General features: G+C 47.7%; 21 protein-coding genes. 9 read left to right on the top strand and 12 right to left on the bottom strand.

Going from position 1 to position 22778, the window contains the following annotated elements; genetic code table 11:
- Together B0H94_RS07060 and B0H94_RS07055 are read left to right on the top strand one after the other, a co-directional pair.
- A complete protein-coding gene (locus tag B0H94_RS07060) occupies positions 1 to 435 on the top strand; it encodes a PTS mannitol transporter subunit IIA (protein WP_106588559.1) in 435 nt (144 codons plus the stop codon).
- Positions 435 to 1583, top strand: coding sequence for a mannitol-1-phosphate 5-dehydrogenase (locus B0H94_RS07055; RefSeq protein ID WP_106588558.1), 1149 nt, complete (start codon positions 435 to 437; stop codon positions 1581 to 1583). Before B0H94_RS07060 ends, B0H94_RS07055 begins: the two co-directional genes overlap by 1 nt.
- 52 nt (positions 1584 to 1635) lie before the next feature.
- On the opposite strand, the gene B0H94_RS07050 is transcribed toward B0H94_RS07055, so the two are convergent.
- Positions 1636 to 3768 (bottom strand): ATP-dependent Clp protease ATP-binding subunit, encoded by a 2133-nt coding sequence (locus B0H94_RS07050; protein ID WP_106588646.1) that lies wholly within the window; start codon positions 3766 to 3768, stop codon positions 1636 to 1638.
- A 697-nt stretch (positions 3769 to 4465) separates the two neighbouring features.
- Between B0H94_RS07050 and B0H94_RS07045 the strand changes: the two genes are divergently transcribed.
- From B0H94_RS07045 to B0H94_RS07020, 6 genes are all read left to right on the top strand, one after another.
- Positions 4466 to 5491 (top strand): ABC transporter ATP-binding protein, encoded by a 1026-nt coding sequence (locus B0H94_RS07045; protein ID WP_106588557.1) that lies wholly within the window; start codon positions 4466 to 4468, stop codon positions 5489 to 5491.
- Positions 5469 to 6395: an ABC transporter ATP-binding protein gene (locus B0H94_RS07040; protein WP_106588556.1), complete on the top strand. Its 927-nt coding sequence runs from the start codon at positions 5469 to 5471 to the stop codon at positions 6393 to 6395. The genes B0H94_RS07045 and B0H94_RS07040 overlap by 23 nt, the downstream gene beginning before the upstream one ends.
- Positions 6396 to 6412: 17 nt before the next feature.
- The gene (gene opp4B, locus B0H94_RS07035) at positions 6413 to 7372 is read left to right on the top strand and encodes an oligopeptide ABC transporter permease (RefSeq protein ID WP_106588555.1); all 960 of its coding nucleotides are present in this window, start codon (positions 6413 to 6415) and stop codon (positions 7370 to 7372) included.
- A 48-nt stretch (positions 7373 to 7420) separates the two neighbouring features.
- Positions 7421 to 8311, top strand: a complete 891-nt coding sequence (locus B0H94_RS07030; RefSeq protein WP_106588645.1) for an ABC transporter permease — start codon at positions 7421 to 7423, stop codon at positions 8309 to 8311.
- Positions 8312 to 8323: 12 nt separating this feature from the next.
- On the top strand, positions 8324 to 10234 hold the full coding sequence (locus tag B0H94_RS07025; protein ID WP_106588554.1) for an oligopeptide ABC transporter substrate-binding protein: 1911 nt from the start codon (positions 8324 to 8326) through the stop codon (positions 10232 to 10234).
- 181 nt (positions 10235 to 10415) lie between these two features.
- A complete protein-coding gene (locus tag B0H94_RS07020) occupies positions 10416 to 11579 on the top strand; it encodes an acyl-CoA dehydrogenase family protein (RefSeq protein WP_106588553.1) in 1164 nt (387 codons plus the stop codon).
- Between the two features lie 284 nt (positions 11580 to 11863).
- Here B0H94_RS07020 and B0H94_RS07015 read toward each other — a convergent pair whose 3' ends face one another.
- The 10 genes from B0H94_RS07015 to B0H94_RS06970 form a co-directional block, all read right to left on the bottom strand.
- On the bottom strand, positions 11864 to 12826 hold the full coding sequence (locus B0H94_RS07015) for a 5-oxoprolinase subunit C family protein (protein WP_106588552.1): 963 nt from the start codon (positions 12824 to 12826) through the stop codon (positions 11864 to 11866).
- The gene (locus B0H94_RS07010) at positions 12823 to 13599 is read right to left on the bottom strand and encodes a LamB/YcsF family protein (RefSeq protein WP_106588551.1); all 777 of its coding nucleotides are present in this window, start codon (positions 13597 to 13599) and stop codon (positions 12823 to 12825) included. Before B0H94_RS07010 ends, B0H94_RS07015 begins: the two co-directional genes overlap by 4 nt.
- Positions 13592 to 14329, bottom strand: coding sequence for a 5-oxoprolinase subunit PxpB (gene pxpB / locus B0H94_RS07005; protein ID WP_106588550.1), 738 nt, complete (start codon positions 14327 to 14329; stop codon positions 13592 to 13594). The genes B0H94_RS07010 and pxpB overlap by 8 nt, the downstream gene beginning before the upstream one ends.
- Before the next feature lie 177 nt (positions 14330 to 14506).
- Entirely contained in the window at positions 14507 to 14971 is a 465-nt protein-coding gene (gerQ, locus tag B0H94_RS07000; protein ID WP_106588549.1) for a spore coat protein GerQ, read from the bottom strand.
- A 48-nt stretch (positions 14972 to 15019) separates the two neighbouring features.
- A complete protein-coding gene (locus B0H94_RS06995) occupies positions 15020 to 15442 on the bottom strand; it encodes a cell wall hydrolase (RefSeq protein ID WP_106588548.1) in 423 nt (140 codons plus the stop codon).
- Between the two features lie 132 nt (positions 15443 to 15574).
- A complete protein-coding gene (gene hemQ, locus B0H94_RS06990; RefSeq protein WP_106588547.1) occupies positions 15575 to 16324 on the bottom strand; it encodes a hydrogen peroxide-dependent heme synthase in 750 nt (249 codons plus the stop codon).
- A gap of 135 nt (positions 16325 to 16459) precedes the next feature.
- On the bottom strand, positions 16460 to 17209 hold the full coding sequence (locus B0H94_RS06985) for an enoyl-CoA hydratase/isomerase family protein (RefSeq protein ID WP_345789034.1): 750 nt from the start codon (positions 17207 to 17209) through the stop codon (positions 16460 to 16462).
- A gap of 21 nt (positions 17210 to 17230) precedes the next feature.
- Positions 17231 to 19159: an oxidoreductase gene (locus B0H94_RS06980; RefSeq protein ID WP_106588545.1), complete on the bottom strand. Its 1929-nt coding sequence runs from the start codon at positions 19157 to 19159 to the stop codon at positions 17231 to 17233.
- Positions 19160 to 19231: 72 nt separating this feature from the next.
- A complete protein-coding gene (locus tag B0H94_RS06975; protein ID WP_106588544.1) occupies positions 19232 to 19810 on the bottom strand; it encodes a TetR/AcrR family transcriptional regulator in 579 nt (192 codons plus the stop codon).
- 18 nt (positions 19811 to 19828) lie between these two features.
- On the bottom strand, positions 19829 to 20161 hold the full coding sequence (locus B0H94_RS06970) for a hypothetical protein (protein WP_106588543.1): 333 nt from the start codon (positions 20159 to 20161) through the stop codon (positions 19829 to 19831).
- Positions 20162 to 20530: 369 nt separating this feature from the next.
- On the opposite strand from B0H94_RS06970, the gene pta reads away from it, so the two are divergent.
- A complete protein-coding gene (gene pta, locus B0H94_RS06965) occupies positions 20531 to 21553 on the top strand; it encodes a phosphate acetyltransferase (RefSeq protein WP_106588542.1) in 1023 nt (340 codons plus the stop codon).
- A gap of 660 nt (positions 21554 to 22213) precedes the next feature.
- Here pta and B0H94_RS15010 read toward each other — a convergent pair.
- A complete protein-coding gene (locus tag B0H94_RS15010) occupies positions 22214 to 22672 on the bottom strand; it encodes a hypothetical protein (RefSeq protein WP_146139935.1) in 459 nt (152 codons plus the stop codon).
- Positions 22673 to 22778: the final 106 nt, after the last annotated feature.

Here is a 22778-nt window from a genome sequence, read left to right as displayed (position 1 = left end):
ATGAGTGAAATTGTAACACCAGCAATGGTACGTACAGGCTTGAGTACGATGTCAAAAACTGAAGCCATTAAAGAAGCAGGCCGGCTTTTACAGAACGAAGGATACGTCGCCGAAGGTTACGTGGAGAAGATGCAGGAACGTGAAGAACTGACTTCAACATTTATGGGCAACGGTTTAGCGATCCCGCACGGAACAGAAGAGGCAAAGTCTGAAATTCAAGCGACTGGTTTATCCTTTCTGCTATTTCATGAGCCGGTGGATTGGGATGGAGAAGACGTTTATTTAGTCATCGGAATTGCGGCGTTAGGTGATGAGCATTTGGACATTTTATCAAGCATTGCGGTAACATGTTCTGAAGATGATGATATGGAAGCGATTCTTGCTTCAACGACTGCTGAAGAACTGCTCAGCCACTTTGATGAGGTGACTGCCTGATGCGTGCTGTTCATTTTGGTGCCGGCAATATCGGTCGTGGTTTCGTTGCCGAAGTATTAACTGAAGCCGGCTTTTCGATCACTTTTGTTGATATTAATGCGGATGTGATCCAAGCGTTAAACGAAGATGGCGCCTATGAGATTATGTATGCTGAACAAGGGCGGCCAAACTTTCGGGTAGAGAATGTTGATGGACTTCACAGTGCAGAAAAGCCGAGGGAAGTTGAACAAGCTGTTGCGGAGGCGGACATTGTAACAACTGCAGTAGGGCCGAATGTTCTGCCGCACATTGCGGCTCATATCGCCGCCGGTGTTGAACTTCGTCTCGAACAGTCACGCCCTCCACTTGATATAGTAGCGTGTGAGAATATGGTGGGCGGTAGTGAGGCATTGAAATCTCATGTGCAAATGCATTTAAACCTTGAAAACAAAGCAGCTGCTGAACAAGTGATTGGGTTTCCAAATGCTGCAGTAGATCGGATTGTACCCCCGCAGCCGGAAAAGAAAAATGTCTTGGATGTTTTAGTGGAGCCCTTTTTCGAATGGGTGATTGAGACGCCGGATATGAAGCGTAAGGAGACTAGTGGAACACTTCCAAATGTTACGTACGTGGCGGAACTTCTGCCGTTTATTCAACGAAAAATGTTCACAGTAAATACCGGCCATGCTGCCCTTGCTTATGCAGGCGCGTATCACGGTGAAACAACGATTATGGGAGCACTTGAAAACAGCAGATCTGCTGCTGTTTTTGCCGGCGTTTTAGAAGAAACAGGTACGCTGCTTCAGCATTTATACGATTTTGATCATGACGAGCTTAAGACTTATCATCAAAAGATCCGCGGCCGTTTTCAAACCCCGGAATTAAATGATCAAATTACCCGGGTCGGGCGGCAGCCGATGCGTAAGTTAGGAAAAGAGGAACGGTTGATTTCTCCTTATGTGCAGCTGCACGAAGCAGGGATTGAGGCACCACATTTACAAAGAACCATTGCTTATGCGCTGCTCTACAATGATGCTGAAGATGAAGAAAGCCAGCTGATTACAGAGCGATTGCATCGTGAGCCGGCATTTGAAGTGATCTCAGCTGTTACCGGTCTGCAGGATGAGGTGCTGCTCGAAAAGATTCAAGCAGAAATTGAAGCGTTATAAAAAAGCCTCATTGAACGGTGTGAAAACCGGTCAATGAGGCTTTGTTTCGTGCTTACGCTTTTTCGACAGCGATGGCATCGTCTTTTACAGTAATGTGAAGGTTTTTCAAGTTGTCTTCTTCGAGCATGAAGTCGGCAATACCATCTTCCACATGTTCCTCGATGACGCGCCGAAGCGGACGGGCACCAAAGGCTGGGTCATAACCAAGTTCAGCAAGCTTCTGTTTTGCTTCATCATTGACGTGAACTTTAAGGCCTTCGTCTTCAGCAGCTTGATAAATATCCTCGAGCATTAAATCGACAATCTGTAGCAAGTTTTCACGACTTAATTCTTTAAATTCTACGATACCGTCGAAACGGTTTAAAAACTCCGGTTTAAAATCGTCGCTTAATGTTTCCGTAATTTTCGGGGCGTTGTCCTCGTCGCTTCCGAATCCGACAGAAACTTTTTTCATGCCGGCGCCGGCATTTGAAGTCATGATAATCACGGTATCCTTAAAGCTTACGGTACGGCCTTGGCTGTCGGTGAGTCGACCGTCCTCCATAATTTGTAGAAACATATGCTGCACATCTGGATGTGCTTTTTCAATTTCATCAAGCAGAATAATGCTGTACGGTTTGCGCCGCACCCGCTCTGTCAGCTGACCAGCTTCTTCATGTCCAACATATCCTGGAGGGGAACCAATCAACTTAGAAACGGAGTGTTTTTCCATATATTCACTCATGTCGAAGCGGATCATCGCTTCGCCGTCACCGAACATTTCTTCAGCAAGCTGCTTAGAAAGCTCCGTCTTACCGACACCAGTAGGTCCGACGAACAAGAAAGAGCCGATTGGACGGGTGCCGCGGCGAAGGCCGGCACGGTTGCGGCGAATTGCCTTCGAAACTTTCGTAACAGCTTCATTCTGGCCGATGACGCTTGCGTTTAAGCGCTCCGGCAGATCGCGCATTTTCTTTTGCTCATCTGCCTGCAGGCGGCGGACTGGAATGCCGGTTTTATTTTCAAGAATTTCTTGGATATGCTCCGTATCAACGACAGCTTCCTCTTCTTGATCAGAAGTGCCTTGTTTGTTTTCTTCAAGCTTTTGCTGCAGTTGAGCTTCTTCATCACGAAGTTTGGCAGCTTGTTCGTAGTCTTCCTGCTGGGTTGCGCGTTCCTTGGCTGCTTGAATCTGTTCAATCCGGCTTTGAATATCGCTGTCTTGATCTTTTGTATGAAGCAGGTTGAGCTTTGATCCGGCTTCATCCATTAAGTCAATGGCTTTGTCCGGTAGAAAGCGGTCCTGTACATAACGATCGGACAGCGCGACACAAGCACGGAGTGCATCTTCAGTGAAGCGGACGTTATGATATGCTTCATAGTTTGGCTGCAGGCCTTTCAATATCTCTACTGCATCTTCAGTGTTAGGCTCGTCCACCATTACCGGCTGCAAACGACGCTCGAGAGCAGCATCTTTTTCAATTTTGCGGTATTCAGCAAGTGTGGTTGCACCGATCACTTGGATTTCTCCACGGGCAAGCGCAGGTTTTAACATATCGCCTGCGCCGGAAGAGCCCTCAGCAGCACCGGCGTTTACAATTTGATGCACTTCATCAATAAATACGATGGTATCTTCTTGGTCTTGAAGCTCTTGAATCAACTGCTTCATACGCTCTTCAAACTGCCCGCGCACCCCGGTGTTTGCTACAAGGGAAGTAACATCGAGCAAGTAGATCTTCTTGTTTTTCAGCTTATTTGGTACTTGGCCTTCGTGAATTCGGAGGGCAAGACCTTCAGCGATGGCGGTCTTACCTACACCAGGTTCACCAATCAGTACCGGGTTGTTTTTATTGCGGCGGTTGAGTGTTTCAATAACGCGCTCAACTTCATCAGCACGGCCAATCACCGGGTCAATCGCACCTGCACTAGCAGCATCAGACAAGTTACGCCCGAGTTCTTCAAGCAGGCTCTGCTGTTGTCCGCTATCTTCGGTTTGTTGACCTTGCTGCATCTCTGCACCACCACCCATCATTGAATTCATGATTTCATCAAACTGACCATGACCACTAAATCCAGATGGCTGTTTCATTTGATTGTGCACATGGCGATAGCAGTTTTCACATAAATGCATGCGCTGTTGTTCGTTATTCACCTTCATATGGAGCTCGATACGAGCTTGTCGCTGTTTACAGTTTTCACAACGAATCATAAGTGTTTCCTCCTTTAAGTGTTTGTTTTGTAAATTGCATGGCACACGTTTGTCGTTTCGATACATCTTATATTCACAGTTTGACTTTGACTATCTTTGACTAATGTTAACTCTATTATAGTCTGACCTTCTTTGACTTTCAAGGGGTTTATAAAAATTTTTTAGCCACTTTCCCATCCGATATTAAACTTTGTAGTAAAACCTTTTATGTTTATGGCTCAAATAAGATTGAAATTAAATTGTCTAATTTTGAAAAAAGTATTGGCGGTATAACCTGCATCATTTATGATTATAGTGAATGACCGTTCATTCTAATGCATTGTAATAGAACGACGAAAGATTACAACGTTTGCAACCAGCGTCATAGTAGAATACAGCTTATATGGAAAAAGAAAGAAAAAACTATTAAAAATTTTTCATATTTGTATTGCGAAAATTATAAAATTGTCCTACACTATGTGAAAATCTAATAAATACATAAACTTATTCCAAATATGCTAATAATTTCGTTTTATTTTTAGCATAATGACATTTATTTCGTAACGTTAACTCTTATCGCATAAATTTTCAGAATTGAGGGTTATCTAGCGGCAAGTTGCAGTCATTAAATAGTGGCGTACCTTAAAAATCGTCTAAATAGTAACAATTTTTTGTTTTTTATCAGTACAAGATTTTAACGTAAAAGGTGATATTTATGTCCGATCGATCCTTACTAGAAATTGATAACGTTCAAACATCTTTTCGTGTTGGTGACTCGTATTATGCTGCGGTGGACGGCGTCTCTTTAAATGTAGAGCGTAATGAAGTTTTAGCGATTGTAGGTGAATCAGGATCTGGGAAGAGCGCACTCGCTTTTTCGATTATGGGTCTGCATAACAGCCATAAAACAAAAATCGAAGGGTCGATCCGTTTAAACGGTAAGGATGTTAATCATCTCTCCACTTCGGAGTTAAATAAAGTACGCGGCAAAGATATGGGGATGATTTTTCAGGAACCGTTAACGGCTTTAAATCCATTGAAAACGATTAAAGATCAAATTACTGAAGCGTTGGATTTACACACAAACTTTTCTGCAAAGCAACAAAATGAGCGTGCCCTACATTTATTAAACGAAGTTGGAATTCCGCGGGCGGATAAAGTGATGAATCAATATCCGCATGAGCTTTCAGGCGGGATGCGCCAACGAGTCGTCATTGCAATCGCAATCTCGTGTGATCCATCGCTTCTTATTGCAGACGAACCGACGACTGCTTTGGATGCAACAATCCAGTCGCAAATTCTAGATCTATTAAATGAACTAAAAGAAGAGAAAGATTCAGGCATTATTTTAATTACCCATGACCTCGGTGTTGTTGCGGAAATGGCAGACCGGGTGGCGGTCATGTACGCCGGCCAAGTTGTGGAGCTTGCAGATGTCATGTCGTTGTTTAAGCAGCCTAAGCATCCATATACGCGTTCGTTGTTAAGTTCTGTACCTTCTACCCAGGATGAAAAGGATATGCTGCACGTTATTCAAGGTGTGGTTCCATCGCTTCCGAAAATGCCGCGCACCGGCTGCCGCTTTAAAGCACGGATTCCGTGGATGGCTGATGACACACATGAAGAAAACCCGGAGCTCCGGGAGGTTGCTGATGGTCACTATGTTCGTTGTACATGCTACAAACACTTTTACTTTCCAGAAGAGGAGGCAGAGAAGGATGTCGCTGCTCACCGTGAATAACTTAAAAGTCCATTATCCCATTCGAGGCGGCATTCTCCGCCGAAAAATAGATGTTGTCCGCGCAGTCGATGGTATAACGATGGAGCTTGAGCGCGGAGAAACATACGGCCTTGTAGGTGAATCCGGCTCAGGCAAATCAACTTCAGGGCGGGCAATTATCGGTTTGGAGTCTCCTACTGCAGGTGAAGTAACTTTTGAAGGTCAAAAGCTGAATCAGCTCAAGCGCCAAGACCGAAGAGAGTACTATAAGGATATTCAAATGGTGTTTCAAGATCCATACTCTTCGTTGAACCCAAAGAAGCGGGTGAATGATATTATCGCAGAGCCGATTCGTAATTTCGAGAAAAGGACGAAAGATGATGAGCGCAGGCGCATTCAAGAACTGCTAGAGCTCGTTGGTCTAAGTCCGGAGTCGATGCATAAATATCCGCATGAATTTTCCGGCGGGCAGAAGCAGCGTCTCGGTGTAGCACGGGCGCTGGCGCTTCAGCCGAAGTTGATTATCGCTGATGAGCCGGTTTCAGCTTTAGATGTGTCTGTGCAGGCACAAGTCTTGAACTTTATGAAAGAAATACAGCGTGAGCTTGATTTAACTTATATCTTTATTAGTCATGACCTCGGGGTGGTTCGGCATATGTGCAACCGGATCGGGATTATGTATAACGGTCGGTTTGTGGAAGAAGGTTCGGCTGAAGATGTTTATGACAACCCACAGCACATTTATACGAAACGTCTTGTGGCTGCCATTCCGGATATTGACCCGGCCAATCGAAAGCACCAGACCGATTTCCGCCGGGAAGTGAAAAAAGAGTACGACAATAAAAAGGCAGAATTTTTTGATGAGCATGGCGGCGTCTTTGATTTAAAACAAGTCAGCTCGACCCATTACGCAGCTCTGCCATGAGGAGGTGAACGAAGCAAATGTGGAAGTTTATTGTAAGGCGTATTATCATCATGTTTCCGCAGCTTGTGCTATTAAGCATGATCGTTTTTATTCTGGCACAGTTAATGCCTGGAGATGTAACGTCAAGTTTGGCGATGGACCCGAACGTTTCGCCAGAGCAGCAGGAGCAGATACGTGAAGATCTAGGCTTAAATGAGCCTTGGCATACCCAGTACTTGAATTGGGTCGGCTCCGTTGTTCAAGGTGATTTTGGACACTCGTTTACACACTCAGTGCCTGTTTCTGATTTAATCTGGCATCGGATGGTTAACTCCATCTGGCTGGGCGTTGCTGCTCTTATTTTTGTTTATATGCTGGCTCTGCCGCTTGGTCTTATCAGCGGACGCTGGAATGATACGATTGCAGACCGCTTAATCACAGGTTATACGTACATAGGTTTTGCTGCACCATTATTTATTTTCGCTCTTGTAATGCTCTTTATTTTCGGTTTTCAGCTCGGCTGGTTCCCAACAGGCGGCAGTGTTGATCCAGGGCTTACAGGTTGGGATTTCTTCACAAGTAAAGTATATCACCTGCTTCTGCCGGCGCTTTCTCTGGCGCTGATCGGCACGGTGACAACGGTACAGTACTTGCGGAGTGAAGTTATTGAAACAAAGCAGAAAGAATTTATTTCTACAGCACGCGCCAAAGGGGTACCTGAACCGAAAGTTTATACGAATCATATCTTTCGAAACTCATTACTCCCGATCGCTGCAGTTTTTGGTTATGAAGTAACCACTTTAATTGGCGGTTCCATCTTTGTGGAGCAAATTTTCAGTTATCCGGGTATGGGGCAGCTTTTCCTTGAATCCATTCAAGTCCGGGACTTCCCGGTGGTTACCGCGATTGTCATGTTGTTTGGTGTTGCAGCCATCCTCGGTGCGCTCTTGTCCGATATCATCATGAGTATTGTTGATCCACGGATTCGAATCAAGTAAAGGCATAAAGGAGGTGAGCCTGTGGAGCAGTCTCAACAAGCAGAAACTATGGCAGACCCGCAGGATATGGATGCCGGCAAAAGTCCTCCGGGTTGGCGCATATTATTAACAGAAGTACTACGGGATAAAGTAGCGTTATTTTCATTACTTTTAGTGGTTTCTATTATGATGATCGTATATCTCGTCCCGCTGTTTCTTTCACAAGAAGAAATTGTGCGAGTGGATTTGTTTGCTATTCATGAACCACCTTCCTCCGAGTTTTGGCTTGGAACAGATTATGGAGGACGGGATGTATTCGGGCAGCTCATTATTGGCACGAGAAACTCTTTAACTGTCGGTATTGGTGTAACAGCCGTCAGTGGAATGATCGGGATCATTTTAGGGGTTGTTGCGGGCTACTTTGGTAACACAGTGGATAACATCATTATGCGGATTGTTGATTTCTTTTTTGTCTTGCCGACGCTTTTGATCGTTATCGTATTCATCGTTATTGTTCCGCAGTACACCGTTTGGTCATTTATCTTTATTATGTCCATGTTTTTATGGATGGGGATCGCCAGGATCATACGCTCCAAAGCATTACGGGAGCGCGAGCTGGATTATATAAAAGCATCTCGCACCTTAGGTTCGTCCCATTTAAAAATCATTTTCACCCAGCTGATGCCAAATTTAAGCTCGATCATTATCGTTACGATGACACTTAATCTAGCAGCAAATATTGGGATTGAATCCGGCTTAAGCTTTCTTGGCTTCGGTTTTCCAGAAGAAACACCAAGCCTTGGCACATTGATCAGTTACGCAACAAACCCAACGACCTTAGAGGAACGTTGGTGGATCTGGGTACCTGCATCAATACTTATTCTTGTATTGATGCTGAGTATAAATAACGTCGGTCAAGCGCTCAGGCGTGCGGCGGACGCAAAACAAAGAAGGGGTTAAGGAGGTTATTTTATGAAGAAATTCGTGCGGCAGACCGCCGTTACGGCGGGTGTTGTCTCGATGTTGACGCTGGCTGCCTGCGGGGATGAAGCCACAGAGACAGAAGAAAGCGACGACAGTGGTGAAGATACTGCAGAAGAGACAGAAGACGACGATGACGAAGAAGATGATGGTGATGATGACGACGAAGAAGGTACAGAAGTTGACGAAGATGAAGAAGTCGACGTTGATGATGTAGACGAAGATGAGGTTGTAAGTCTTGATGATTTTGATCAAGTCCGTGAAGCTGACGAGAGTGAAGTGCTAGAAGATGGGTCATTAACTGCAGCTATTGTGAGCGACTCTCCGTTTGAAGGGACATTAAACTGGAACTTTTACCACGGTACGCATGATGCTCAAATTTTAAGCTGGTTTGATGAAGCTCTCTTATCTTGGGGAGATGACTTCGTTTACAATCAGGAAGGCGCAGCAACATATGAAGTTTCCGATGATAACTTGACATACACGTTTGAAATTCACGAAGATGTGAATTGGCACGACGGCGAGCCGGTGACAGCTGAAGACTGGGAGTTCGCTTATGAAGTTATTGCTGATCCAGAATATACAGGAGTGCGTTTCGGTGAAGACATCATGAATGTCGAAGGTGTTATGGAGTATCACGAAGGTGAAGCAGATGAGATCTCCGGTATTGAAGTAATTGATGACAAAACACTTGAAATTACATTCATTGAAGCCAACCCATCCATCGTGACTGGTGGCATCTGGAGCTATCCGCTGGCAAAGCACATCTTTGAAGATATGCCGGTGGATGAAATTGAATCCTCGTCTGAAGTACGTGAAGAGCCGATCGGTTTTGGCCCTTACGTTGTTGAGGACATCGTACCAGGAGAGTCTATACAAATGTCCCGCAACGAAGATTACTGGCGCGGTACGCCTGCACTTGAAGAAGCCACCCTCCAAGTTGTAGGACCAAATGTTGTAGCCAACTCCCTTGAAAGCGGGGATGTAGATTACGTTGAAAGCTTCCCGGCTGATCAAGTTGTTGACACAATGGATGCAGAAAACCTTGAATTTCTCGGGGTCACAGACCGCGCTTACACTTACATTGGCTTTAAGCTCGGTGAATGGGATGCAGAAGCAGGCGAAAACGTAATGAATGAAGATGCGAAAATGGCCGACCCTGCGCTGCGACAGGCCATGGGTAAAGCACTTGATGACGAAGCCGTTGGGGAGAACTTCTATGATGGTCTCCGCTGGGATGGTACAACGTTAATTCCACCTTCCCATCCAGAGTTCCACAACGATGAAATCGAAGGCCATGGCTATGATCCAGAAGAAGCGAATGCTCTCCTTGATGAAGCCGGCTATGAAGACGTAACCGGTGACGGATTCCGTGAAGACCCAGATGGTGATGAGCTTGTAATCACCTTTGCTTCTATGGAAGGTGGAGACACAGCAGAGCCGATTGCCCAGTACTATATGCAGGCATGGGAAGAAGTTGGCTTAAACGTTGAGCTCCTCGATGGTCGCTTGCACGAATTTAACGCTTTCTATGATATGGTTGAAGAAGACGATGAAGACATCGACATTTATCAAGGTGCCTGGACCGTCGGAATTGATGTGGATCCGGACTCCTTGTATGGCCGGACATCGCCGGCAAACTACTCTCGTTACGTAAGTGAAGAAAACGACGAGTTGATTGAGCGCGGCTTGTCGGATGAAGCTTTCGATGTTGAGTATCGCGAGGAAGTTTACAATGAATGGCAGGAGTACATGGTTGAGCAGACGCCGGTCTATCCAACCGTTTACCGTGCCGATATTGATGCAATGAACGAGCGCGTGGTTAACACGGCTATTGGTGACGGTACAGGGGTATACCGCTACGAAATCGGTGTAACTGAAGAAGAGCCGGTGACAAACTAAATAAGAAGTATGCTGAGGTCCGGGCAATGTCCGGGTCTCAGCTTTTTTGTTACCAATGGAGTCTTATGAGATAATTTTCTTCAATCATAAGAGAGCTGTCATTCGTTTCATGCAAGTAGTGAAGGAGCGACTTGTGTTATGTTAAAGGAGAAGATGATTGGTATCGAAAGGAGTTTAAACCATGCGTATTGATCAACAACCAACGCAGCAGGATCGCATAAATGCGCTGCATAAACTCGCAGCTCCTTTTTACGAACGAGCTGACGGCTACGACCAACAGGGGTTGTTCGTGCAGGAGAATATAGAAGCTTTACAAGCAGCCGGGTACCCTGCTTTAACAATTCCAGAAAAAAACGGCGGATTAGGTATCAGTTTAACGCATATGCTTGAGCTGCAGGAGACCCTAGCGCGCTTTGACGGATCAACAGCACTTGCAATCGGCTGGCACTTAGGGATTACAAAGCATATTGGTGAAAATGAAACGTGGCCGCAAGCGAAATATCAAGCTTTTGCTGAGGACGTAAAGCAGCGAGGTGCGCTGTTAAACAATGCATCCTCCGAGCCGGCAACGGGCAGTCCGACCCGCGGAGGACGTCCTGAAACGACGGCAGAGCGCACCGAAGAAGGGTGGGAGATTCACGGGCGGAAAACGTTCACCACGCTCGCACCAGCACTTGATTATATCGTCGTTACCGCAGGAATTAAAGGGAGCGAAGACGTGGCAAGTTTTCTCATACGAAGGGAACTTACCGGTGTTTACATTGAAGAAACATGGAATGCTGTTGCGATGCGTGGAACTGGAAGTCATGATCTAGTACTTAACGGTGTTCACGTTGGTGCAGAGGATTTGCTGCAGTATATGACACCAGGAGAAAAAGGGGCGCAAGGATGGCTCCTGCACATTCCGGCGTGTTACCTCGGTATTGCGCGGGCGGCGCAGCATGAAGCGCTGACGTTTGCGCTCAATTATTCACCAAATAGCATAGAAGGTACCATTAGTGAACTGCCGAATGTAAAACAGAAACTCGGAGAGCTCGAGGCGCAGTTGATGGCGGCAACGCACTTTTTGTACAGTGTGGCACGGAAGTGGGATGATGGAGATCAAGAGGTGCGAAGCAGGATGAAGCCGGAATTAGGCACGGCGAAAATGCATGTTGTAAATGCAGCTGTCGAGGTGGTCGATACAGCGATGCGCATATGCGGGGCGCACAGCTTAGCCGGCGGAAAACCGCTGCAACGCTACCACCGCGACGTGCGAGCTGGCCTGCACAATCCGCCAATGGACGATATGACCGTCATGATGCTTGCAGAAACGAGTAAACAGCGTGTGCAGGAGCTTCTTTAGATGATGAATTTATTTCCAGGGAAATCCTTGGTGATCTTTAAATTTACAAGTGACCGAAACGAAAGACGGCCCCCCCAGAGGATCAAGCGCAGGCTGAAGATCTACTTGTTCGAATGGTTTGGATTCGAACAAGTTAACTGAAGCCAAGCCCTCGGGAAAGCGTCCGTCGGTAGTGTTGATCACGTTCATGATTCGATTTTTTCCCTCTTGATAAAACAGCTTGCAAGCTCGGAGTAGTAAGCTGTGCGTGAATTTTAGATTTGCTTATGCATCACAGCCTTTTTTTACGTTAAGCCGCGGGCGAAGGCAAACTTTTTACACGCCATCTGCTGGCGTGAAAGTGCTTCGTGGGCTTTTTTCATGGATACAAGCTGAAATGTTACTTCATCACCAGGTTTCAACTGCGCGAGATACGGGTGATCCGCTGTGATGACGTGGCCAATCCGTGTGTAGCCGCCGGTCGTCTGCCGGTCAGCCATCATGATCATCGGCTGGCCGTCTGCTGCTACTTGAATGGTGCCAAACGGAACGGCATCGGATAAAATATCAGCCCGGTCCTCATGGGTGATGTCTGGCCCGTGCAGTCGGTAGCCCATCCGGTTGGATTGTCCGGTCACTTGATAACCATTCGATAAAAACATGCGCCGGCCGTCTTCAGTAAAGGCTTCCCACTCCGGGCCGGTAAGGACGCGGAGCGGGCGCTTCTCATAAGGGTGATCAGCTAAGTCTGCATGTACCCGCTTACCAGCTTGGGTTTTAAAATCTTTATGAAATGAGCCGCGCGTGAGCGTATCTCCCTTCCGCACTTTACGCCCGTCGATACCGCCCATCGCAGCTTTTTCAAACGTAGCCGTACTTCCAAGCGTTTTCGTTCCAATTAAGCCGCCTGCCACTGTTAAATACGTGCGGACGCCAAAGACAGGACCGTCAAACGTAAGCCGGTCACCAGGTTGTACATAAAATGATGTAAATGAAGCGAGGCGTTCTCCGTTTAACCGGGCGCCTAGATCACCTCCCGCAAGGGCAAGTGTGCACGCAGAAATCATCTCTAACTCCGGCCCGGCCATCGTAATCTCAAGCGCAGGAGCATCCGGATGATTCCCGGCAAGGAAATTGCCCATTGCAAGCGCAAACCCATCCATCGCACCGCTTTCGGTAATACCGTACTGCTGAAAACCAGGCCGTCCTTGATCCTGCAGCGTTGTTTCTAAGCCGCTTTTATGTACGTAAAACACGGGTGTCGTCATGCGTTTAACTCCTTTCCCGGTGCAAGCAGAGTAATCCCTTGTGCTTCAAGCTCGCGGCGCAGGTTTGCGGCGAAGGCGACAGCTTCTTCTGAATCACCGTGCACACAGATCGTATCTGCATGAAGCGCAATTTGACTGCCATCGACAGCGGTGAGCGTGCCGTGTTTAACCACCTGCATCACCTGCTGCACAGCTTCGCTCGTGTCATGAATGACTGCATTTGCTTCCGTCCGTGGAACGAGGATGCCTTCTGCTGTGTAACGACGGTCAGCAAACATTTCTGTCGCCGTAGAAACGCCGTGTGCGCGGCCGGCGGCGACGAGTTCGCTTCCAGCCAGTCCGTACAGCACAGCCCCCGGTGCGGCCGCTTTAACAGCAGCAGCGATCGATGCTGCGAGCTCGGCATCCTTTGCCGCCATATTATAAAGCGCGCCGTGTGGCTTCACGTGGTGCAGCGTCGCACCTTGCACATTTAAAAACGCCTGCAGCGCCCCGATTTGATAAACCATGAAGTTGTAAACATCTTCCGGCGTCGTCTGCATGACCCGCCGGCCGAATCCGATTAAGTCCGGAAGACCAGGGTGCGCACCGATCGCCGTATTTGTAGCGAGCGCTGCTTCTACTGTAGCTGCCATCACATTATGGTCGCCGGCATGATAGCCACAAGCCACATTGCACGATGTGATCAGCTCAAGTACTTCAGCATCACGTCCGATTGTATAAGCCCCAAAACTTTCACCTAAATCACTATTCAAATCAATGCGCTTAGTCATCAGCTTCACACTCCCAGCGAATCACAGGTTCGTACGTTTCAGCCCGAACAGATTCACTAATTTCTACAAACTCATCCTCAGACACTGCGGAAAACTGGAGACGATCACCAGCTTGAAGTAAAACCGGCGGCTCGGCATCAGGACGATATAGCGTGAGCGGTGTCTGTCCGATAATCTGCCAGCCGCCTGGGCTTTCAAGTGGGTAAATCCCGGTCTGCGGTCCGGCAATGCCAACAGCACCTGCAGGAACGACAGTGCGGGGTTCAGCGAGGCGAGGCGTGGCAAGCTCTTCAGGCAGGCCGCCTAAATACGGAAAGCCTGGCGCAAAGCCCAGCATATAAATCATATACGTAGGTGTGCTATGTTTATGGATGACGTCTTCGGCACTAATCTGGTTGTGCGCGGCGACATTATCTAAATCCGGACCGTACGTCCCGCCATAAACGACTGGAATTTCGACAGTACGTGCTGGCGGCAGGGGCTCGCTTAGAGCAAGCTGCATCAGCTCTTCGACGTACCTGTAGCCGTGTTCAAAGGGAAGTTCGAGCGGGTCGTACATGATTGTAACGGAAGTGTAGCTCGGAATCCATTCAATCACGCCCCAGCGCGGATATTTTTCTAGTAGTACACATAAGCTGCGCACGTTTTTATGAATATGTTCAGAGATAACGCTGCCAAAGTTGACGCGCAGCGCCCGGTCTCCTAACGGGGTAATGATCGGATCGTCCATGATGCAACTCCTCTAGGAAAATATTCTGATGCTTTTACTTTAGCATAGACCGGCTTTAACGTATATAAGCAGGGGTTTTAAGTATATGCTCAAAGATCTTTAAAGGAAGTAGATATAAGACGTAAAAATCGAGCAGGCGGCGCTAATTTTCCAACCTGCTCGATGCATATGATCATCTTAACCTGTCGGCCCACCCTGCTGTGCTAAAGCTTCTGCCGGGTCAATATCATTAAATGGATAGTCATATTCGATTTCTTCATCAAAGGTGACGTAGTCTAGATAAACCATGAGTAATAAATACCACGTATCATTATCTGGGTCGCTTAAAACGATATGGTCCCGGCCGGCTTCTTCCACGATGCCTTCAAACACCTGTGCTGTCCACTCCGGATTGTTCTCAAAGGTCATGTAAACTCTTGCACGTTTGCCGCTGTTTAAACGTAAAATGTTTTCAATATACGACTGCTCAATCGGAAGCATGCCTTCAAAATCAGGGAAAGGCTGCGGTCCATTGTTGTTATTATTGTTCATCGGTATTTGACCATTCATCCACCATTGACCGTTATTGTTATTGTCCCACCATCCGTTACTTGGCATCATTTGCTGGTTCCACCCGTTGTTTGGCATTTGGTACCCATTCATCTGTTTAATCACTCCTTATAAATTAATGAGGTGTTGAATGTTAGAGGCTTAGTACATTTCCGGACATTCATCATAAAGCGGGTCGTAAAAGCAGTGCGATTTGAACTGACCGGCAAACGGTTGACCGAACCAATCCGGCGGACATTCACCATTCGGTCGGAAGAACCATAAAGAGCGGGTGGCCGGACTTTGTCGCTCACCGCGGACGAGCCTTCGGGCAAGGTTAATTTCGCGGTCGCGAGCACGCTGATAAAAGTATCCCTTTTCAGTTGCTTCAAATCCAGCTGGCGTTTGAAAGACCATTTGTTCCACAGTCCGAATGTCTTCAAAGTCCGAGCACGGAAACCGCACCCGGTTGACCATTACTGTTCCGGCTGCAAGCATTCCTTGGTTCCCATCTTCTTCAGCTTCAGCCCGGATTAAGCGTGCAATCAACCTTAAATCGTTATTGTTCGCTTTAATGACCGCCATTCCATCACCTCATTTTTCAGCGCTAATTCAAGTTATGTACGAAGCTGAAGTGATATGAAAAAATGGGACAAAAAGTTTTCGTACACAAAAAAACGCGGCGATCCGTATGAATCACCGCGTCAATTGCTTGTATTATACGTGAAAGTAGCTCTCGATCTGCTCTTTCGGCAGGATGTTACCGACATAAAAGTCGCCGAAATCTCCGTAGCGGGCGGAGACTTCATCAAAGCGCATCTCATAAACAAGTTTTTTAAATTGGAGGATATCGTGGGCAAACAACGTCACGCCCCACTCCCAGTCATCTAAGCCGGTAGAGCCTGTAATAATCTGCTTCACGTAGCCGGCATATTTACGGCCGGTCATGCCGTGTGCTTTCATGAGTTCTTTGCGGTCACTCATTGGAAGGGAGTACCAGTTGTCCTCACCTTCCCGCTTTTTATCCATTGGATAGAAGCAGACGTGGTTCCACTTCGGTAAAATTGGATAAATCCGGTTGCGGATCTCCGGGTTCTCCGTCGGATCGCTGCCGTCTTTTGGCGGCATGTAGTTGCCAAGCTCGACCACGGAAACGTAAGAGTACGTCGGGGCCATAAATTCAGCGAGGCGGGATTTGTTTAAAGCAAGCTCAAGCTGCTCAATTTCCTGCATTGTCGGACGTAAAAGCATGACCATGATATCTGCTTTTTGACCGATAATTGAGTAAAGCGCGTAGCTGCCTTTTTCGGCTTCTTCATTTTCTTCCCAGCCGGAAACGAGTTGTTTAAATTCATTTAAAATGCTCTGGCGCTCTTCGCTTGGAACGCGCTTCCAAGCGGCCCAGTCCATGGCGCGAAAGTCGTGCAGCGCATACCAACCATCAAGTGTTTGTGAAGCTTCAGCCATTTCAATCACTCCTTGCAAAGTCTGTAAACATATCGCTTTCACTATACCATAACGAAAGGCCGCGCTGAAAACAACGCGGCCTTAAAAAACGAATCATAAGACATGCGGGAACGGTTTTAGAGTGGCTCCACAACTTTAAGTTCGTCCGAGGAAATGGTTCAGCGCCTGTTGGTGTTCAACAGATGCGCCGGCCTGGCTTTGCGCGGAAACCTCCATCTCAAGGACTTCTGCTAAGTTTTTCTCAAAGCCCTCTTTCATATTCTGCTTCATCATCCCGTACGCCTGCCCCGGCATGGCATGCAGTGTTTCAATCAGTTCATCAGGTGCGCCGATCTTGGTAATTAAGTTGATCCGGTACGCTTCTTCTGCAGAAATCGTTCCGCCGAGGGCAAGTTCCATCGCCTTTCCTAAACCGACAAGGCGTGGCAGGAAGTAAGAAGCACCTGCATCCGGAACAAGCCCGATTTTCATAAAGCTGAGTGCCAGTTTTGCATCATAAGAGGCGACCCGGAAATCACACGCCAAGGCGATGCTTAATCCGGCACCGACGGCTGTGCCGTTTAAGTGGGCCACAATCGGTTTTTGTATCTCAGTGATTAGCAAAATGAGCCGGTTATACGTTTCGCGTAAATAATGACCGTAATCAATACTTTCTGTATCTTCATGCGCGACACTTTTTAAATCCGCACCGGCAGAAAACGCATCGCCGGCACCTTCAAGCACAATGACCCGCACGTCTTCATCGCTGCTTGCTTCAGTAAAGGCGGCGCGCAGTTCTTCGTGCATCTCCAGGTTCAAGGCATTCTTGACTTCCGGCCGGTTCATCACAATTCGCGCCGTTCCTTCACTCACTTCGTATTTTACGGTGTTCTGCTCCAATTCCAATCGAGGTGCCCCCTTCATAAGTTAAATCGCACGGCCGATGACTGTTCCGTCATAGATCGCTTTTTTCGCATCCAGTCCAAGCGCTTCTTCTGCGCCGCCGATTAAATGTGTTTGTTTTCCTTTTGCTTTTAATGCCTCAAAAAGCACCGGGTTCGCAAGCTGACCGCTAGCAATGACGATGGTATCGCACGGGTGGTGTACGGTTTCACCGTTGTGGCTGAACGTAATGCCATCCGGGGTAATTTCTTGGTACATTACTTCACCGGTCATCTCAACGCCGCGCTTTTTCAGCTCAATGATCGTTGCCCAGCGTGTCGTTTTCCCGATACCGCGGGCAAAACGTCGGCTTCGCTGCAGCATGCGGATCTCACGGCTTGAGTCATGCTGCATGTAAAGTGATACATCGCAGGCAACCCCGCCGCCGCCGATGACGACAACGCGCTCACCAGGCACGGCACGGCCTTCAAACACATCCCGGTAGGAGATGACATGTGGCTGATCGACCCCTGGGATCTCCGGGGTGCGCGGGATAATACCGCTTGCCACAACAATTTCATCTGCATCATCAACAAGCGGGTGGTCGTCGGTGATCCGTGTGCCGAGGGCGAAGTTTACGCCGAGCTTCTCCAGCTGGACGCGGAAGTAGCGGATCGTTTCATAAAACTCGCCTTTGCCGGGTACAATTTTCGAGTAGTTTAACTGACCGCCGATCTCATCTTTCTCATCTGCAATTGTCACAGTATGACCGCGCAGCGCAGCAGTGCGCGCTGCTTCAAGCCCTGCAGGTCCGGCACCGACAATCAATACATGCTTTTTCATTTCCGGAACAGGCAGCGTTAGTTCGAGTTCGCGGCCTGCCTCCGGGTTGACAAGACACGTCGCCGAGCGCCCTTCAAATACGTGATCAAGACATGCTTGGTTACAGGCGATACATGTATTAATTTCGTCGCGTCGTCCTTCAAATCCTTTCGTAATGATTTCCGGGTCGGCAAGAAACGGCCGTGCCATGGAAATCATATCTGCTTTACCAGCAGCAAGAACATCTTCAGCATCTTGTGGATCGTTAATCCGGTTGGAAGCAATAACCGGGATTTTTACGCCTTGCTTAATGCCGGCAGCTACGTCCACAAACTTTTTGCGCGGTACCTTCATGGAAATGGTCGGCACTTGTGATTCGTGCCAGCCGATACCGATATTTAAAAGGTCCATGCCTTCAGCTTCAAGCGCCTGCGCCCAAGCAAGGGTTTCTTCCTCGGTCGTGCTCCCTTCAATTAAATCAAGGCCCGACATACGAAACAACACCGGGAAATTCGGACCAACCGCCGCTCGCACCCGGCGGGCAATCTCGATCGGAAAGCGGAGCCGGTTTTCAAAGCTTCCGCCCCACGCATCGGTGCGTTGATTGGTTACCGGCGAAACGAATTGATTAATTAAATAGCCTTCTGAGCCCATAATCTCTACCGCATCGAATCCAGCGTCGACGGCCCGGCGTGCTCCGGTGGCAAATGCCTCAATCGTTTCTTCAATTTCATCTTCTGTCAGTGCCTTCGGTACATCAGGGTTAATCGGGGACTGCAGTGCTGACGGAGCTACAGGATCGATACCCGTCATATCTTTATACGCGTAGCGCCCGGCATGAAAAAGCTGCAGTGCAATTTTACCGCCTGCTTCATGTACACCTTTTGTGAGCGGTTTCCAGTACGCTGCATCTTCATCTGTTGCGATGGACATAAAGTCATCGCCGCCACCGCTTCCTTCCGGCCTTACAGCAGCACCGCCGGTAACGATGAGTCCGACATTTTCAGAAGCGCGCCGGGCATAAAACGCAGTCAGTTTCTCAAGCCCGTTTTCTTCACCTTCTAGACCAACGTGCATCGAACCCATCATCACACGGTTTTCAAGTACCGTTTCCCGCAGCTTTAACGACTGTTGTAAATGTTGATATCCCATACATCCGCCTCCTGAATTCAAAAGGATATTGAACGTTCGTTATAAAAACGCTTTCTATTATTATAGCGGGTTTCACTTACGGGAATCAATATAAGTTTGAAAAATTCTAACAAATGAATCGTGAGGCACATTGTGATGCGGCAGCACCGCTTCGTAAAGCCCGAGTCCCATCGCCTGGCTGATCATGAGCCGCGCCAGCTCATCCGGTGTGGCCGGTGACTGGGCATCCTCTAACAGTTCGGTTAAAAATGTGGTTAAGTTGCTGAAAAACTTATCGACAATCGACTGAATTTCTTCTCGGTAAGGTGCCTCACTTAAAAAGTTCAATAACAGCCGGTAAAAATCAGGGTTTTCTTTTGGAACTGCAGCTACCGTGTCAATATAAGCTTTCACTTTAGCATCCGGTGTATCAGCGGCGGTGACTGCTTCTTCTACAGCACGCTCAGTCTCGCTGAAGCTTGCCTTTAACACTTGCGCCATCAAGTCATTTTTACCGGCAAAATAATGATAAATAATGCCGGTACTTACGCCGGCAGCCGCTGCGACATCTTTAATGGAGAAATGCGGCATGCCGTACGTTAAAATACAGTGGCGCGCTGCGGCGATCGACTGCTCGCGCCGGATTTCTTCCATTCCCATCTTTGGGCTCATACACAATCCTCCTCAGCGTTACATGAAAATAAGACCGGCGATAAAAAAGATGAATAAATGTGGAATCCCGGCAAGAACAAAGTAAATGGCATACTGCACCTTAGGATCATCAAGCTCTTTACCTGCTTTTTCAATTTGATCTGTCGTTTTCGGCGCAGATGTACCAAATAAAGTAGGCTTAGGCATATTGCTGTTCGTTAAGGTTACAATAAGAATCGGTAAAAAGCAGAGAACGGAAGCAAAAATGGTAACAGCTAAAAATAATTCGAGGCTTCCCGTAAGTGGAATTGTAACGAGCGCATACACCGCCGGCAGCAGCAGACCGGTAAGTAAGGCAGTCAAATAACGCATCGTGCACCTCCTCAGTAGAATATGTAGATTTATCCTATCACAGCGCGTCGTTCTCGGAAATAGAAGTTCAATGCATGCAATAGTTCATGTAACTTAAATCAATGAGAAGCGCGGAGCAGTTTAACTTGTTTATATTGTTTTTAATGTAGGTGTATAAAAATACATCATATGCATCGTTTCGTTCGTGAAAACGCTTTAATCACTTGCCATCATTGACGTGTGAATTTTTTCACTTTTAGTATTTTATGCATATTGGTTTATTTTTTTTGTCAAGAGGCGTATGCTAGAAGTGTGGAAATCAGACGGAACGTATTCAGGATTATGTAAATAAAAGCTAATAGCGTAGCGAAATTTTTAGGAGGAATTCCTGTGAGCGATATTTTTGCTGAAGTAAAAGAGCAGGTGCAGGCCGCGTATCCAATTGTTGTCCTTCCAGAAGGCGATGACGACCGAATTGTACAGGCAGCTTCAAGACTCGCCCGCGAAGAAGTTGTCCGCCCACTGATTGTTGGGGAAGAAGAAGATGTGCAAGAGCGTGCCCGCCGCCTTGGTGTTGCGCTGCACGACTGCATGATTGAGAGCCCGTCTTCATATGAAAAGTTCGAGGAGATGGTGCAGGCATTTATTGAGCGCCGCAAAGGCAAAGAAACTGAAGAAGCAGCTCGTGAAAAACTGCTTGAACCGAACTACTTCGGTACGATGCTCGTTTACATGGGCGAAGCAGACGGTCTAGTAAGTGGGGCCGCCCACTCTACTGGTGATACGGTGCGCCCGGCTCTGCAAATTATTAAAACAAAGCCTGGCATTTCAAAAACTTCAGGTGTCTTTATTATGGTCAAAGGCGATAAAAAGTTTGTCTTTGCCGATTGTGCGATCAACATTTCGCCGAGCGATGAAGAGTTGGCTGAAATTGCAATTTCAACTGCAGAGACAGCAAAAACATTCAACATTGATCCAAAGGTTGCTATGCTCAGCTTTTCTACAAAAGGCTCAGCTGCTTCGCAGGAAACAAAGAAAGTTTCCACAGCCACTCGCATGGCTCAAGAGCAGCGCCCGGATCTTGTTATTGATGGCGAATTCCAGTTTGACGCGGCATTTGTTCCAACGGTTGCAGAAAAGAAAGCGCCGGACTCTCCGCTGCAAGGGGAAGCGAACGTCTTCATTTTCCCAAGCCTTGAGTCCGGAAACCTCGGCTATAAAATTGCCCAGCGCCTCGGTAACTATGAAGCCGTTGGTCCAATCCTACAGGGGCTCAATCAGCCGGTAAATGACTTATCGCGCGGCTGCAGCGTCGATGACGTTTACAACCTCTCGCTCATTACAGCGATGCAGGCCGTACAGGAAAAAAAAACTGACGTAAGCGAAAAAGCTGAAGAACTTGTTAACGCCTAAAGAAAAACCCTCCGGCCGTGCCGGGGGGTTTTCAGGCTGTAGACAGAGTGCAAAACTTAATATTAACTCACAACTTACTGCTTCAACTGCCGCTGGCTGCCTTATTAAGAGAAAAAACCGAATCATGAACGTAACCTTCACCTCAGACGGACGCTTTCCCGAGGGCTTGGCTTCAGCTAACTTGTTCGATTTGATTGTCAATCGAACAAGTGGATCTTCAGCCTGCGCTTGATCCTCTGGGAGTCGCCGTCTTTTGTTTTGGTTACTTATTCGTTAACGATCATGAAGGATTTCCATTGTTTATGGTTCGCTTGATCGCTCATGAAGTGTCATTATGAAATTGATTCATGTAGCTTGAGCAAAAAGCTCTCTACAATTCATGACCAGCAAATGACGCAAGGCTGACGAGCGCCGGCGGCGACGCCACCAAAAACAGCGCGAGCCGAAAATCCCGCAGGCAGTGACTTTCTGCCGAGGAAGTTGAGGCCGTGACGGGGGCTAAGAAGACACGGTGAGATCAAGCTTTAGCGTAGACAAATTCGATGTCGCACTTGTGCCCTGCGGGTGCAAGCGTCCGCCGAAAAGCGACATCAGCCTCCGCTTTTCTTGAAAGTTTGTCTACACGCTGAAACCCTCCGGCCGTGCCGGGGGGTTTTTTCGTTAGGCGGCGCGCATAAAAGAGGGCGAGGCGCGCATAAAAGAGGAGAAGGCGCGCATAAAAGAGGAGAAGGCGCGCACAAAAGAGGGCGAGGCGCGCACAAAAGAAGAGAAGGCGCGCACAAAAGAGGGCGATGGCGCGCATAAAAAAGGGGCGAGGCGCGCATAAAAGAGGAGAAGGCGCGCATAAAAGAGGAGAAGGCGCGCATAAAAGAGGAGAAGGCGCGCATAAAAGAGGACGAGGCGCGCATAAAAGAGGGCGAGGCGCGCATGAAAGAGGGGAAGGCGCGCATGAAGGAGGGCGAGGCGCGCATGAAAGAGGGGAAGGCGCGCATGAAAGAGGGCGAGGCGCGCATGAAGGAGGGCGAGGCGCGCATAAAAGAGGACGAGGCGCGCATAAAAGAGGGCGATGGCGCGCATAAAAAAGGGCGAGACGCGCATAAAAGAGGCGATGGCGCGCATGAAGGGTGCTAGAATGCGCTTAAAAGCCGCATGTATACATGATGAAAGCATGCTTATGATATAATCTGTTTAGTGCAATTGTTGTGCGAATATTACTACATATCAA

The sequence above is a fragment of the Salsuginibacillus halophilus genome (assembly GCF_003014715.1).
GTDB classification, from domain to species: domain Bacteria; phylum Bacillota; class Bacilli; order Bacillales; family Marinococcaceae; genus Salsuginibacillus; species Salsuginibacillus halophilus.
Note: the sequence above shows the minus strand (reverse complement) of the source record. Positions and strands in the feature narration are given on the sequence as shown.

Bases quoted from the DNA above. Each gene is read 5' to 3' on its own strand.
- B0H94_RS07045 (WP_106588557.1), top strand. From the start codon at position 4,466: ATGTCCGATCGATCCTTACTAGAAATTGATAACGTTCAAACATCTTTT.
- pxpB (WP_106588550.1), bottom strand. From the start codon at position 14,329: ATGGACGATCCGATCATTACCCCGTTAGGAGACCGGGCGCTGCGCGTC.
- hemQ (WP_106588547.1), bottom strand. From the start codon at position 16,324: ATGGCTGAAGCTTCACAAACACTTGATGGTTGGTATGCGCTGCACGAC.
- B0H94_RS07055 (WP_106588558.1), top strand. From the start codon at position 435: ATGCGTGCTGTTCATTTTGGTGCCGGCAATATCGGTCGTGGTTTCGTT.
- B0H94_RS07015 (WP_106588552.1), bottom strand. From the start codon at position 12,826: ATGACGACACCCGTGTTTTACGTACATAAAAGCGGCTTAGAAACAACG.
- B0H94_RS07040 (WP_106588556.1), top strand. From the start codon at position 5,469: ATGTCGCTGCTCACCGTGAATAACTTAAAAGTCCATTATCCCATTCGA.
- B0H94_RS07020 (WP_106588553.1), top strand. From the start codon at position 10,416: ATGCGTATTGATCAACAACCAACGCAGCAGGATCGCATAAATGCGCTG.
- B0H94_RS07025 (WP_106588554.1), top strand. From the start codon at position 8,324: ATGAAGAAATTCGTGCGGCAGACCGCCGTTACGGCGGGTGTTGTCTCG.
- B0H94_RS07060 (WP_106588559.1), top strand. From the start codon at position 1: ATGAGTGAAATTGTAACACCAGCAATGGTACGTACAGGCTTGAGTACG.
- B0H94_RS06975 (WP_106588544.1), bottom strand. From the start codon at position 19,810: ATGAGCCCAAAGATGGGAATGGAAGAAATCCGGCGCGAGCAGTCGATC.
- opp4B (WP_106588555.1), top strand. From the start codon at position 6,413: ATGTGGAAGTTTATTGTAAGGCGTATTATCATCATGTTTCCGCAGCTT.
- B0H94_RS06980 (WP_106588545.1), bottom strand. From the start codon at position 19,159: ATGGGATATCAACATTTACAACAGTCGTTAAAGCTGCGGGAAACGGTA.
- B0H94_RS15010 (WP_146139935.1), bottom strand. From the start codon at position 22,672: ATGCGCGCCATCGCCTCTTTTATGCGCGTCTCGCCCTTTTTTATGCGC.
- B0H94_RS06970 (WP_106588543.1), bottom strand. From the start codon at position 20,161: ATGCGTTATTTGACTGCCTTACTTACCGGTCTGCTGCTGCCGGCGGTG.
- B0H94_RS07030 (WP_106588645.1), top strand. From the start codon at position 7,421: ATGGCAGACCCGCAGGATATGGATGCCGGCAAAAGTCCTCCGGGTTGG.
- gerQ (WP_106588549.1), bottom strand. From the start codon at position 14,971: ATGAATGGGTACCAAATGCCAAACAACGGGTGGAACCAGCAAATGATG.
- B0H94_RS06995 (WP_106588548.1), bottom strand. From the start codon at position 15,442: ATGGCGGTCATTAAAGCGAACAATAACGATTTAAGGTTGATTGCACGC.
- B0H94_RS07010 (WP_106588551.1), bottom strand. From the start codon at position 13,599: ATGACTAAGCGCATTGATTTGAATAGTGATTTAGGTGAAAGTTTTGGG.